The 14587-nt window shown below is 55.8% G+C and carries 10 protein-coding genes; 1 reads left to right on the top strand and 9 read right to left on the bottom strand.

Translation table 11 applies throughout. The features are described from left to right. Positions 1–64: 64 nt before the first annotated feature. The 5 genes from pepT to lolC form a co-directional block, all read right to left on the bottom strand. A complete protein-coding gene (gene pepT / locus C1N64_RS10320; protein ID WP_039341051.1) occupies positions 65–1294 on the bottom strand; it encodes a peptidase T in 1230 nt (409 codons plus the stop codon). Between the two features lie 582 nt (positions 1295–1876). After that, positions 1877–2710, bottom strand: coding sequence for a Sir2 family NAD+-dependent deacetylase (gene cobB / locus C1N64_RS10315; protein WP_033737540.1), 834 nt, complete (start codon positions 2708–2710; stop codon positions 1877–1879). Positions 2711–2831: 121 nt separating this feature from the next. Then, complete coding sequence (lolE, locus tag C1N64_RS10310; RefSeq protein ID WP_033737541.1) at positions 2832–4076, bottom strand: lipoprotein-releasing ABC transporter permease subunit LolE; 1245 nt, start codon at positions 4074–4076, stop codon at positions 2832–2834. After that, the gene (lolD, locus tag C1N64_RS10305) at positions 4076–4780 is read right to left on the bottom strand and encodes a lipoprotein-releasing ABC transporter ATP-binding protein LolD (protein ID WP_394515475.1); all 705 of its coding nucleotides are present in this window, start codon (positions 4778–4780) and stop codon (positions 4076–4078) included. The genes lolE and lolD overlap by 1 nt, the downstream gene beginning before the upstream one ends. Continuing rightward, positions 4773–5972 (bottom strand): lipoprotein-releasing ABC transporter permease subunit LolC, encoded by a 1200-nt coding sequence (gene lolC / locus C1N64_RS10300; RefSeq protein ID WP_033737765.1) that lies wholly within the window; start codon positions 5970–5972, stop codon positions 4773–4775. Before lolC ends, lolD begins: the two co-directional genes overlap by 8 nt. A gap of 408 nt (positions 5973–6380) precedes the next feature. On the opposite strand from lolC, the gene mfd reads away from it, so the two are divergent. Next, the gene (mfd, locus tag C1N64_RS10295) at positions 6381–9830 is read left to right on the top strand and encodes a transcription-repair coupling factor (protein WP_394515474.1); all 3450 of its coding nucleotides are present in this window, start codon (positions 6381–6383) and stop codon (positions 9828–9830) included. A 139-nt stretch (positions 9831–9969) separates the two neighbouring features. On the opposite strand, the gene C1N64_RS10290 is transcribed toward mfd, so the two are convergent. The 4 genes from C1N64_RS10290 to ycfP form a co-directional block, all read right to left on the bottom strand. Continuing rightward, the gene (locus C1N64_RS10290) at positions 9970–11274 is read right to left on the bottom strand and encodes an MFS transporter (protein ID WP_367143160.1); all 1305 of its coding nucleotides are present in this window, start codon (positions 11272–11274) and stop codon (positions 9970–9972) included. Positions 11275–11699: 425 nt separating this feature from the next. Beyond that, a complete protein-coding gene (locus C1N64_RS10285; protein WP_033737545.1) occupies positions 11700–12242 on the bottom strand; it encodes a glycine zipper 2TM domain-containing protein in 543 nt (180 codons plus the stop codon). Between the two features lie 276 nt (positions 12243–12518). Then, a complete protein-coding gene (locus C1N64_RS10280; RefSeq protein WP_039341063.1) occupies positions 12519–13823 on the bottom strand; it encodes an NAD(P)/FAD-dependent oxidoreductase in 1305 nt (434 codons plus the stop codon). 202 nt (positions 13824–14025) lie between these two features. Next, positions 14026–14568 carry an alpha/beta hydrolase YcfP gene (gene ycfP / locus C1N64_RS10275; RefSeq protein ID WP_006118847.1) on the bottom strand — a complete coding sequence of 181 codons (543 nt, stop codon included), beginning with the start codon at positions 14566–14568 and terminating at the stop codon, positions 14026–14028. Between the last annotated feature and the right edge of the window lie 19 nt (positions 14569–14587).

Here is a 14587-nt window from a genome sequence, read left to right as displayed (position 1 = left end):
GAGAAGTGGTGTTCCCATCCGTTTACGCCGTCTCCTCGCCCTGCCCGGACGAGGAGACGTTGTTTTAACCTTTCTTCTGACCGGCCAGTTCTGCCAGGCGAACGATGACGTCGACAGACTGCGCCATGATGTTCAGCGAGGCAAACTCGTGCTTGCCGTGGTAGTTATAGCCCCCGGTAAACAGGTTTGGACAGGGCAATCCTTTCCATGACAGGGACGAACCGTCCGTACCGCCGCGAATCGGTTTCACCACCGGCTCGATGCCGCAGTCGCGCATCGCCTGCAAGGCCAGATCGATAATGTGCGGGAAAGGTTCGACTTTTTCGCGCATATTGCGGTAGCTGTTGCTGATCTCTACCGTAATACCACAGCCGGGATGCAGGTCTTTATTGATCTCATCCGCAATTTGCTGCAGTGTGCGTTTGCGTTGTTCAAACGCCTCGGTATCAAAATCACGAATGATGTAGTGCAGCTCAGCGTGCTCAACCGTGCCTTTCATCTGGTGCAGATGAAAGAAGCCCTCATAACCGTCTGTCCATTCCGGCTTCTCTTTCGCAGGCAACGCTGCACTGAAACGCGTCGCCAGCTCCAGCGCATTGACCATGACATTTTTCGCAGACCCGGGATGAACATTGTTGCCCACGACTTTCACCAGCGCCGAGGCCGCATTGAAGTTTTCGTATTCAAATTCGCCCAGATCGCTGCCGTCGACGGTATAGGCCCAGTCAGCCGCAAAGCCTTCAACATCGAAATGCGACGTGCCCCGCCCAATCTCTTCGTCTGGGGTAAAGGCAACGCGAATGGCACCGTGCGGAATATCGCCTTCCGCCAGTCTGGCCATGGCCGTCATGATCTCGGCAATGCCCGCTTTATCATCCGCGCCCAGCAGGGTTTTGCCATCGGTGGTGATCAGGGTGTGACCGATAAGCTTATGCAACACGGGGAACATGACCGGTGACAGCACTTCATCACCATTGCCCAACGCGATATCGCCGCCCCGGTAGTTTTCGATGATTTGCGGATTAACATGTTTCGCGGTGAAATCCGGTGAGGTATCCATATGCGAAATAAAGCCCACCACCGGCGTTGGCCAGTCCACATTGGCCGGTAGTGTGCCCATCACACAACAGTGATCGCTCAGGCTGACATCCACAAAACCCAGGGCCAGCAGTTCTTCCTGCAACTGGCGGGCCAGTACCCACTGACCTTCGCTGCTGGGCACCTGACGTGCCTGCGGTTTTGCCTGCGTCTCTACTGCCACATAACGCAAAAAGCGTTCTAATAGTTGCTTCATATGCCATCCTTAAAATTTACCGCCGGTCATTATTGATAAACCGGCAAGACATCGTGTTGCGTCAAATCATTATCGTTCAGGTTAAGGCTGCCGGGGCATATTCCGCACGCCAGACAGCATAAAAAAACGGGCAATCGCTGGTTTTTGCGGCGGTTAACGCAACCCTGCCCTGCATCAGCCAGATTCAGAGTCAAAACCGGGGCGCGTTTTTTTCCGCTATCGCGGCCCTTTTCTTTGCTGACAGGCTCTTGTGTCAGCAGACAGAAATATTAATAAGGCAAACACGCACAGCCGTTTCGGGCACCTGTAACCTTTGTGATGCCGATGTGATGCGCCCCAGGAAGCATCCGGCTGCGCTTAATCATACGGCGGCGGAGTTTAACGCGACTGAGGATGAGAGGAGGCAGGCAACAGCCGCATGCCGTTCGGAAACCGCACGCAGGCCGTTAACCCGTGCATCAACAGGCGGCCTGACTCCCTGCCGCAGCTGGGCTGCCGTAAACCCTGAGGCCGGCGTGTGGCGCGACCGTCTTACTGCTGAAAGTGTTTTCTTTCAGGTGTGCGGTGGCATCACACACAAGATTATTTGTGCAGCCCGTGCAACAGCTTATGTACGAAGGCGGGAACCACTTCACTTGCGAGCCCGTAGTGACTTTCGGCAAACTCATTGCCCACCTGGCTGGGCTCCAGATTCAGTTCCACCGTATGCGCGCCTTGCAGCTTTGCCTCATGAACAAAGCCCGCCGCGGGATACACGTGGCCTGAGGTGCCGATGGCGATAAACAGATCGGCCTGTTCCAGCGCCTGGTAGATGTCTTCCATACCCAGCGGCATTTCGCCAAACCAGACGACATGGGGGCGCAGGACAGAGGGAAACTGACAGCAGGTACACCGGTCGTTCTCCGTGACGTCTTCCTGCCAGTCGATCACCTGTCCGCTACTGGCACAGCGCACTTTTAACAATTCGCCGTGCATATGCAGCACACGGCTGTTGCCCGCGCGCTCGTGCAAGTTATCGATATTTTGCGTGACAAGGAAAAAGTTGTCGCCCAGCACCTGTTCCAGTTCTGCCAGCGCCAGATGCGCGGCATTCGGCTGGATCTCGGGCTGCTGAAGCTGCTGACGCCGCGCGTTATAAAAGCGCTGCACCAGCGCCGGATCGCGTCGGAAACCTTCTGGCGTGGCGACATCTTCAACCCGATGCTCTTCCCATAATCCGTCCGCGGCACGAAAGGTCCTGATACCGGATTCGGCGGATATCCCTGCCCCCGTTAACACGACGATGCGCGGCAACGGGTGCGCCGCCAGTTCGGCCTGACGATCGCGTTCGAAAATACGCTGGCGAAAGCGCTGATGCACTTTCCTGCGTGTTTTCTTCAGGCGGGCAAGTCGTATACGGCGACGAGGTGTACGCATAAAGTCTCCTGGTGCGGTGAGTAAAACGTCCGCAGGTCAATCAACAAAGTTTGGGCCAGTTGGCCCGACAATCTAAAGAACAGGGCCGACAGCGCAGCATGAACGGCGCTGTCTGGTACGACTACTGTCCACTCAGGACACGCGCCGGATCGATGCGGCTGGCGCGCCGTGCGGGATACCAACTTGCCAGCAGGCTTAGCACAATAGCGGTAATCAGTACTGAAAACACGTCCAGCCAGTGCAATTCAGACGGCAGGAAGTCGATGAAGTAGATATCGCCGGCTAACAAATGGTGACCGGTCAGCGTTTCAAGACCTTTCATCAGCGATGTCAGATTCAGCGCCACCAGTACACCGACCACCACGCCGCTCACGCTGCCCAGCAGGCCTGCCAGCAGGCCGTACCAGATAAAAATTGCCCGAATCAGGCCATCTTTTGCGCCCAGCGTCCGCAGAACGGCGATATCACTGCTCTTGTCTTTAACGGCCATCACCAGTGTCGACACAATGTTGAAACAGGCGACGCCGATCACCAGCACCATGGCCAGGTACATGATGGCGCGAATCATCTGGATATCGCGGTACATATAACCGTAGGTGCCAATCCAGCTTTTGATATACACGTAAGCGTGCGTTACTTCACCCGCCGCGCGCACCAGTTTGGCCGCCTGGAAGGGATCGTTCATCTTCAGCGCGATGCCGGTCACGCTGTCACCCATATCCAGATACTGCTGCGCGTCCGCCAGCGGCACCAGAGCCAGGCTGTGATCCAGCATTCCGCTCAGCTGCAAAATACCGCTCACCTGCAGGCGAATACGTTTGGGTTGCAGGAGCTTATTCTCACCGTCGTTGTTCGGGATCATGATGGTGATCCAGTCGCCCTGCTTCACGTTGAGCGCCTTTGCGATACCACCACCGAGGATGATTTGTTGTTTCCCTGCCGCAAAGGATGACCAGGCATTGTCGGTGACAAAAGAAGGTAAGGCACTCAGCCGTGGCTCCTGTGCCGGATCCACGCCTTTCACCTGCAACGCTTCCATCTTCGCGCCACTTTCAATCAGGCCGGTAAAGTTGACATAGGGCGCGGCAGCCGCGATGCCAGGCACCTGCTCAATCGGCGCGATCAATGACTGCCAGCGCTGAAAAGGCTGATTAACGGCTTCGATTTCACCGTGCGGGACCACGGCAAGAATGCGTTTATTCAGCTCACGCTCGAAGCCGTTCATGGCGCTCAGGCCAATGATCAGCACCGCAACGCCGAGTGCAATGCCCACGGTGGAAATCACCGAGATCAGCGACACCATGCCGCCGCGACGACGGCCACGGCTAAAACGCAGCCCCAGTAACAGTGATAGCGACGATCCCATCAGACCGCTCCCGCCAGGATAATCTGATCGCTGAGCTGGCCGTCGCGCATTTCCATCTGACGCGTCATGCGTTTTGCCAGATGCAGATCGTGGGTGACCACCAGAAACGCCGTGCCCTGACGCACATTCAGCTCCCCCAGCAGTTCAAAAATGGCATCCGCATTGCGGGCATCCAGGTTACCGGTGGGCTCATCAGCCATGACCAGGCGGGGACGATTCACCAGCGCACGGGCAATCGCCACGCGCTGACGCTCACCACCAGACAGTTCAGACGGACGATGGGCGGCGCGGTGTTCCAGCCCGACGGCGGCCAGAATTTCCCGCGCGCGTGCCTGGGCTTCGCCTTTAGCGGTTTTGCCAATCAGCAGCGGCATCGCGACGTTTTCCAGCGCGCTAAAGTCGGGCAGCAGGTGGTGAAACTGGTAGATAAAGCCCAGTTCGCGGTTACGCAGTTCGGCCTTATCAGAAGAAGACATGCTGTTCAGCGAACGTCCGTCAAACACCACATCGCCCGCAGTGGGCGTATCCAGCCCGCCCAGCAGGTGCAGCAGGGTACTTTTTCCTGATCCTGAACTGCCGACAATCGCCATCAGTTCACCAGGTTGCACATCAAAATTCACGTTGCGCAGTACGTCGGTCTGTACGCTTCCTTCCTGATAGCGTTTGCACAGGTCGCGGCACTGCAACAAAGGAGAGTTACTCATAGCGTAAAGCCTCAGCGGGTTGTACGGCGGCAGCGCGCCATGAAGGGTAAAGCGTAGAAAGCAGCGCAATCACCATTGCGCTGAAGGCGATAGTCACCACCTGCCACAGATTAATATCCACAGGCAGCGCGGCACCGTCCAAAAACAGGCCAATGACCGGCATCAGGTTATTAAGCTGGCTGGCTAACAGGACGCCAAGCAGCGCCCCGAGCAACGTGCCAATAATCCCGGCACTGGCACCCTGCACCATAAAAACGGCGACAATCTGACGGCGGGTTAATCCCTGGGTTTGCAGAATGGCCACTTCACCCTGCTTCTCCATGATCAGCAGGCCCAGCGAGGTGATGATATTGAAGGCCGCAACGGCAATGATCAGGCTCAGCAGCAGCCCCATCATGTTTTTCTCCATACGCACGGCCTGGAATAAATCCCCTTTGCGTTCGCGCCAGTCTTTCCAGACCATGCCCGCGGGCAGAGCCTGTTGGCTCACGCTGTCAACCTCAAGCGGCTTATCCAGCCACAGACGCCAGCCGGTGATGTTGCCCGCGGGATAGCGCATAATGCGCGACGCATCCTGCTGGTTAACCAGAATCTGATAGCCATCAACTTCGCTGTTAGCCGCATACGTGCCCGCCACGGTAAACAGGCGCTGGCTCGGCACGCGCCCCATGGGCGTGAACTGGCTGACGGACGGCACCATCAGGCGGATCTGATCACCCCGTTTCACGCCCAGCTGCGAGGCCAGTTGTTCGCCCAGGATGACGTTATACTGACCGGGCTGTAACACGCTTTGCGGCGTGTTAACGAGAAAAGGCGTCAGGGGATCCTTTTCGTCCGGCTGGATCCCCAGCATCACCCCGACTGAGACGTTGTGTGCACTTTGCAGCACCACATTACCGGTGGTCAGCGGCGCGATGCGGTCAACGCCGTTGAGCTTGAGTGCAGAGGCAGGGAATTGCTGCGGATTGATGCTGCCCGTGTTGCTGGTGATCAGCGCCTGTGGCATCAGGCCCAGGATGTTGCCCTCAAGCTCGCGCTCGAAACCGTTCATCACAGACAGCACAGTAATCATGGCCAGCACGCCAAGCGTGATACCAATGGTGGAGAGCCAGGAGACAAAGCGACCGAAACGATCCGCTGCTCTTCCGCGCATGTAGCGCAGACCGATAAATAGCGCGACAGGTTGATACATGGTATCCAATGTGCAGTTGCTGGAAAATAAGTAGAGAGGATGATAAAGGAGCTGTGCACTTTATGAAACCTCTAACCCTCTGAGTCTGCTGCAAAGTTGTATCAGAATAGGTTAGCAGACGGTTTGATGCACAGGATTAAGCCACAAAGATGATGTTTATCGTACGATCATCCACGCCCCACATCGGTATACTTATTCGGGTAAAGCGGTGACGGCTATGACCGTGACTCTGATGTACCCGATTCACTTTCCTGCGAGCCCTGTTCGCAAAAAAGATTTACACACAGCAACCCTTCTGCATCGCCTGCATCAGGCGAAGCGGCAGAAAAAATCTGCCGCAGAGGTGATCCCCATGGCGTATTATGGAATGATGACGCCCTGGTAAAAATGGAGCAACCTCGAGATCACATGTCCGAACCGACTCGCTATACCCTGCCCGTGAAATCAGGCGACCAACGCCTGCTCGGTCAGCTGACTGGCGCTGCGCACGCGGTTGAGTGTGCCAGCATCACTGAGCGCCATGCAGGTCCGGTGTTAATGATTACACCCGATACGCAAACCGCCCTGCGTCTGCTGGACGAGATTCGTCAGTTTACCGATTTACCTGTTACCCACCTTGCGGACTGGGAAACGCTGCCTTATGACAGCTTCTCACCCCACCAGGATATTATCTCGGCACGTCTGTCCACCCTGTATCAGTTGCCCACGCTGCAACGCGGCATGCTGATTATGCCGGTCAACACGCTGATGCAGCGTGTTTGTCCTCACAGCTACCTGCACGGTCATGCGCTGGTGATGCAGCAGGGCCAGAAACTGTCACGCGACCGCCTGCGCGACCAGCTTGAACAGGCCGGCTATCGCCATGTCGATCAGGTGATGGAGCACGGCGAGTACGCCACACGCGGCGCCCTGCTCGATCTGTTCCCGATGGGCAGTGATCAGCCCTACCGTATCGATTTTTTTGATGACGAGATCGACAGCCTGCGCCTGTTTGATGTCGACAGCCAGCGAACGCTGGAAGCCGTTCCCGCCATTAATTTGCTGCCGGCCCATGAATTTCCCAGCGATAAAACAGCCATTGAACTGTTCCGTAGCCGCTGGCGTGAAAACTTTGATGTGCGCCGTGAGGCAGAGCATATTTATCAGCAGGTGAGCAAAGGCACCCTGCCGGCCGGTATTGAATACTGGCAACCGCTGTTCTTCGACCAGCCGTTACCGTCGCTGTTTAGCTATCTGCCTGACAACACGTTGATCGTGAACTGTGGCGATCTGGAAGGCAGTGCCGAGCGCTTCTGGCAGGATGCGAATGCGCGTTACGAAAACCGCCGTGTCGATCCCATGCGCCCGCTGCTGGAGCCGACCACGCTGTGGCTGCGCCCGGATGCCTTAATGGGGGAACTCAAAGCCTGGCCGCGTATCCGTATGACCCATGAGGTGCTGCCGGCCCGGGCCGCCAATACCAACCTGGGCTATGAATCCCTGCCCGATCTGTCCGTTCAGGCGCAGGCGAAAGCGCCGCTGGATCATTTACGTCAGTTCCTGGAACAGTTTACCGGTGACGTGGTGTTTTCCGTTGAAAGCGAAGGCCGCCGTGAAAGCCTGCAGGAGTTGCTGGCGCGCATTAAAGTACGGCCGAAACCCATTCGTCATCTGCGCGAGGCCCGGGAGGCACAGTATGGTCTGATGCTCGGTGCCAGCGAGCGGGGCTTTGTGGATACACAGGGGAAGCTGGCTTTCATCTGTGAAAGCGATTTGCTGGGCGAACGCATCAGCCGCCGCCGCCAGGATACGCGCCGCACCATTAATCCGGACATCCTGATTCGCAACCTGGCGGAACTGCATCCGGGCCAGCCTGTGGTGCACCTTGAACACGGCGTCGGGCGCTACATCGGCCTGACCACGCTGGAAGCCGGCGGCATTCAGGCAGAGTATTTGATGCTCTCCTATGCCAATGACGCCAAGTTGTACGTCCCGGTTTCCTCCCTGCATCTTATCAGTCGTTATGCCGGCGGTGCCGACGAAAATGCACCGCTGCATAAACTGGGCAGCGATGCCTGGTCGCGCGCGCGGCAGAAAGCGGCGGAGAAAGTGCGCGACGTGGCCGCTGAACTGCTGGATATCTATGCTCAGCGTGCCGCCAAGGCCGGGTTTGCCTTCAAACATGACCGTGAGCAGTATCAACTGTTCTGCGAAAGTTTTCCGTTTGAAACCACACCCGATCAAACCCAGGCCATCAATGCCGTGTTAAGTGACATGTGCCAGCCGCTGGCCATGGATCGTCTGGTGTGCGGTGATGTGGGCTTTGGTAAAACCGAAGTTGCCATGCGCGCGGCCTTCCTGGCGGTGGAGAACAACAAGCAGGTGGCGGTGCTGGTTCCCACCACCCTGCTGGCTCAGCAGCATTACGATAATTTCCGTGACCGCTTCGCTAACTGGCCGGTGCGCATCGAAATGCTGTCACGCTTCCGTAGCGCCAAAGAGCAGAATCAGATTTTGCAGGAGGCCAGCGAAGGCAAAATTGATGTGCTGATTGGCACTCACAAGCTGTTGATGAGCGACATTAAGTGGCACGATCTGGGCTTACTGATCGTCGATGAAGAACACCGCTTTGGCGTGCGTCATAAAGAGCGCATCAAGGCGATGCGCGCCGATGTGGATATCCTTACGCTGACCGCCACGCCGATTCCCCGTACGCTGAATATGGCCATGAGCGGGATGCGCGACCTGTCCATCATCGCCACGCCACCCGCGCGTCGTCTGGCGGTAAAAACCTTTGTACGGGAATACGACGACTTAGTGATTCGCGAAGCCATTTTGCGTGAAATTTTGCGCGGTGGTCAGGTCTATTACCTGTATAACGATGTCGAAAATATCGAGAAAGCCTCGCAGCGGCTGGCGGAACTGGTGCCGGAAGCGCGCATTGCCATTGGTCACGGACAGATGCGCGAACGTGATCTGGAACGGGTGATGAATGACTTCCATCATCAGCGTTTCAATGTTCTGGTATGTACCACCATCATCGAAACCGGCATTGATATTCCGACGGCGAATACCATCATTATTGAACGGGCCGATCACTTCGGGCTGGCACAGCTACATCAGTTGCGTGGTCGCGTGGGCCGGTCGCACCATCAGGCTTATGCCTGGCTGCTGACCCCACATCCCAAAGCCATGACGACCGACGCGCAAAAACGTCTGGAAGCCATCGCCTCCCTGGAAGATCTGGGGGCAGGCTTTGCGCTGGCTACGCACGATCTCGAAATTCGGGGTGCCGGTGAACTGCTGGGTGAAGAGCAAAGTGGTCAGATGGAAACCCTGGGCTTCTCGCTGTACATGGAACTGCTGGAAAATGCGGTCGATGCATTGAAAGCCGGTCGCGAGCCTTCGCTGGAAGATCTCACCCGTAATCAGACCGAAGTAGAACTGCGCATGCCTGCCCTGCTGCCGGAAGACTTTATTCCGGACGTGAATACCCGTTTATCGCTGTATAAACGCGTAGCCAGTGCCGAAACGGAAGAGGAGTTGCAGGAGCTGAAGGTGGAAATGATCGATCGCTTCGGTCTGTTACCCGATCCGGCGCGTAATCTGCTGGACATCGCCGTGCTGCGCATGAAAGCGCGAGCGGTGGGCGTGCGCAAAATTGAAGCCAGCGACAAAGGCGGTTATTTTGATTTTGCTCCGCAGAACAGTGTCGATCCGGCCTGGCTGATTGGTCTGCTGCAGAAAGATGCAAAGCAGTGGAAACTGGAAGGTCCGACACGGTTACGCTTTACCCGTGAGCTGACGGAACGAAAGGTGCGCATGGACTGGGTGCAGTCATTTATGAACCAGTTACTGGAAAATCAGGTCGCGTCTTAAACTCGCTCATCGTTTTGCATTCATGCAGCTGACAAGCCGCCTTACGGCGGCTTTTTTTATGGTTGGCTGAGAAGTGCGTATCATGCGCCTGTTTCCGCCGCCACGCTTTTCATCAGGAGCGTGTATTCATGCCGTGGTGTCAGACAGGCTTTTTATGCGGATCACGCGGTGACTGACGTCGGCCAATCAACAGCGCGCCAAGGCAGGCACAGGACGTGACCAGCATCAGGGGCGTCAGCGCGTAGGTAAAACTCCCCGTGCTGGTGCGAATTAAGCCAATTAGCCAGGTACCCACAAACACGCCCAGATTATTAAGGGCATTGATTTGCCCGATGACCACAGCCGCCGCGCTGGCGGGAATCATCTCGGTTGCCATCGCCCAGAACGGGCCCTTAATCATCGACGCTGCGGTAATGGTCAGGCAAAGCACCATCAGCATCGGCCAGAGATGGGTAACATACATGCTGGCCGCAAGACCGGTCGCTCCCAGCAATAACGGAAAAGCGGTGTGCAGACGACGCTCGCCTGTCTGGTCAGAGTGACGTCCCCACAGATACATCGCCAGGCTCGCCACCGCGAACGGAATGGCATTGACTAAGCCAATCTGAATAACGCTCAGGTTAAAGGTTTTAATGATTTGAGGTTGCCATAATGCCAGACCATTGGTAACGGCGGTTCCGCCCAGATAAATAAGCGTCAGCAGCAGCACGCGCGGACTGAACAACGTGGCGAACAGGCTGACGCGCGGGGTTGTCGGGGCGGTACTTTTCTGCTCTTCCGCCATCGTATGACGTAACCAGCTGCTTTCCTGCGGGCTCAGCCATTTAGCCTCCAGAGGCTGCCTCGGCAACATCAGAAAAGTCAGGAAGCCCAGCGCGACAGCCGGCGTACCTTCAAGGATAAATAACCAATGCCAGCCACGCAGGTTCATCAGGCCATCGAAATTAAGCAGTGCGGCGGACAGCGGTGAACCCAGCACGCTGGACACCGGCAGCGCCATCATCAGGATGGCCACCATTTGTCCACGATAACGTTTGGGAAAACAAAGCGTAAAGTAATAAATGACGCCCGGGAAAAAGCCGGCTTCCGCGATCCCCAGTAAAAACCGGAGAAGATAAAAAGATACCGGGCCCTGCGCCATTGACATGCCCGCCGCCAGCAATCCCCATGCAATCATGACGGCAGACAGCCAGCGGGTTGCGCCCACTTTTGTCATTACCATATTGCAGGGCACGGCGAAAAGGCAGTAGGCAAAGAAAAACAGCCCTGCACCCAGGCCGTATGCGGCAGCGGATAAGCCGATGTCGCCATTCATTTGTAATGCCGCAAAGCCGACGTTGACGCGGTCAAGGGACGCCAGAAAATAGCCTACCGTAAACAGCGGCATCAGCCGCCATGCCATCTTGCGCACCGTGCTGTGCTCGACTGAGGTGTTATCACGCATTGAACTGCTCCCTTTTACTTTTGCACCGAAGCAAACCGGTTTTGTTATCAACGGTTAGCCTGCTTTCTCAATGCATTTGATAAGAAAGAGTAATTAAGCGTAATGCTCTTTCCCTGACTGTGCACTTTGTTCTAAATATGTAAAAATCCAGCAAGTAATGTGTTACAAAAACCGTCCTGACGTGACTGTCTGTGAATCGCGTGAATGAAAATGTCAGCCTGACGCCGCCGCTTTAACGCAGCCATATTTACCGTGCAGCGGGGATCTGATGCATAAGGTCAGCCACGCACGGCGAGCAGCCTGGAAGAGGCTATCGTTCGGTTGCGCGCTTTAGCGTTCGGATAAGCAAAAAAAAGCGCATCCGGAGATGCGCTTATCATTTTTGTTATGTGTGCTGTGTGACCGCAATGCGGCAAGCTTTGCCCTTAAGCCTTGTCGCCGTTCAGGATCAATTGTCCGTTACGGTCAACCGGAATACGCGTACCCGGATCGTTTTCCATACGGATTTTACCCTGCTGGTCGCCGATCTTGTAGGTTACGTCATAACCCAGCATCTTTTCTTGTTTGTCGTATACGGTTCTGCAACGCTGTTCAGACGTCGTGTAGGTATCACGATCCTGCAGGCCGCCCTGAACCTGGTTACCGGCATAACCGCCTGCCAGTGCACCGGCTACCGTTGCGACATCGCGTCCGCGACCACCGCCAAACTGATGACCCAGCACACCGCCCGCTACCGCACCCAGTACTGAACCGGCGATACGGTTTTCATCCTGAACCGGACGACGATGCGTCAGCGTCACGTTACGACATTCCTGACGCGGTTGTTTGATAGATTCTTTTATTGGTGTTGCTGACAGCACCTGTGCGTATTGAGGACCGCGGTCAAACACGTTAATGCTTGCTACGGCGGCAACACCCAGTGCCGCTGCCACGCCAATACCGATACCCGCTAACATTGATTTATTCACAGGAAGTTCCTCCTGAAAGTGTTACCGCGCATTCCTGCCGCTGGATATCCCTCACAGCACTGGCAGAACCGGCGTGCGCGACTCGCCGTTTGGTTGAGATAAGTTTTACAGATGTAAAGCTTTTGCAATATCGGAATTTGGGAAGAAAATCGCGCCAACAGTGGTACTACCACGTTTTCGGAGAGTTCTGAACAGGAATGACAGCGTAAAATCGTGCGCGGGTTTCGCCACCGGAACAGCACCGGTGGCGAAGTCAGGCGAATCCGCCCCGTACTCTTAGTGCAGTTTCAGCCGGGGGCGAATCACCCGGTTCAGGCTCCCCACCACCATCATCAGGCCAGTTTTGATATAGCCATGCAGGGCGACCTGATGCATGCGGTACAGGGAGATATAGACAACACGGGCGATGCGCCCTTCAATCATCATAGAGCCGCGCATCAGGTTGCCCATCAGGCTTCCCACCGTACTAAAGCGCGACAGCGACACCAGCGAGCCGTGGTCTTTATAGACGTAGGCTTTCAACGGCTTGCCCCGGTACTGCAGCAGGATGTTATCCAGCGCACAGGACGCCATCTGATGAGCTGACTGCGCACGCGGTGGCACGAATCCGCCACCCGGCAAGGCACAGGAGGCACAGTCGCCGATAGCGTAGATATCCTCATCCAACGTGGTTTGCAGCGTGTCTTTGACCACCAGCTGATTAATGCGATTCGTTTCCAGTCCACCGATGCCTTTCATAAAATCAGGCGCTTTGATGCCCGCTGCCCAGACCATTAAATCGGCTTCGATAAATTCGCCGCTCTTCGTGTGCAGGCCCTGCTTATCTGCGCTGGTGACCATCGTTTGTGTCAGCACGCGAACACCCAGCTTTGACAGTTCCTGATGGGCCGCAGCCGAAATACGCGGTGGTAAGGCTGGCAGGATACGTTCGCCCGCTTCCACCAGCGTTACGTTCAGCGCTTCACTGTCGAGCGCCTTATAGCCATAGCTGTGCAGTTGCTTCACGGCATTATGCAGCTCCGCCGACAGCTCAACGCCTGTTGCTCCGCCCCCGACGATGGCGATATTGACCTTCTCCAGCGCCCCTTCACTGGCCGAGAATTTCAGGAACAGGTTGAGCATTTCGTTATGGAAACGGCGAGCCTGTTGCGGGTTATCGAGAAAAATGCAGTGATCTTTGACGCCCGGCGTCCCAAAGTCGTTTGAGGTACTGCCCAGCGCCATCACCAGCGTGTCGTAGGCCAGTTCGCGCTCGGGCACTAACACGTCCCCCTGCGCATTGACCACTTCGGCCAGCTGAATCACTTTCTTTTCGCGGTTGATGTTAGTGAGCGAACCCAGCTGGAACTGGAAACCGTGATTACGGGCATGCGCCAGATAACTCAGCGCATCAATCCCTTCATCCATCGATCCGGTAGCGACTTCATGCAGCAGCGGCTTCCACAAGTGACTGTGGTTGCGATCGACCAGAATAATCTCGGCTTTCTTTTTACGCCCCAGCTTGTGGCCCAGTTGCGTGGCCATTTCCAGCCCGCCGGCACCGCCGCCAACAATAACAATTTTCTTAACAGATGCAGTCAACAAGGACCCCCTCAAATTGTGAACCAAAAGTTAATCAATGGTTAAATTAAACCTTAATAAACATAGGGTTGGCGACATAACATCGCTATCTGAAGGCAGAATACCATGACGGCCCCGGATGGGCCTCAGAAAATTGATGTACATCAAATTTAGCAGACTGTTCCTGGCATAGAGCCCGGCATCGTGCGGTTGCCGCGTTGTGTTACACGGTGGTTTTGAAGGCGTTGATTCGCTGGAGATGGGGCGAGAGATTCCGGAACTTATGGCTTTCGCTTTCGTCCCAGATAAGGGGGTAATAAGGCTGGAGCAGCGTCGCGGTGCGCTGGCTGTCAAGCGCCTCATCATGACGCGCTAAAATGGTCAGGCAGCGGTCACGATTACGCTCGCGAAAATCGCTGACGCACTTGGTGGCTATATCCAGGTACTCTTCAGGACGATCAATCCTGCCTTCCATGGTCTCGAAGGGAAAGAGGTTGGGGTTAAACAGGACCTGACGGATACCGCATAAAAAACCAATACGCTCGGACCAGTAGCCTCCTAAGCCGACCCCGCAGATCAGCGGACGGGGATCATCACTGAGGCCCAGCATCTTATCCGTTTCTTTCAGCAGAAATTGCATGTCATGTTTAGGATGACGGGTGCTGTAACTGATGAGTCTGACATCAGGATCGATAAACTGCAGTTGCAACACTTTTTCGTGGTTGCCCGGGCTCGTCGCGTCAAAACCGTGCAGATAAATAATCATGTTTATCCTCTATGGCTGT

The sequence above is a fragment of the Pantoea sp. SGAir0215 genome (assembly GCF_043543215.1).
This window is presented reverse-complemented; position numbering and strand designations above follow the sequence as displayed.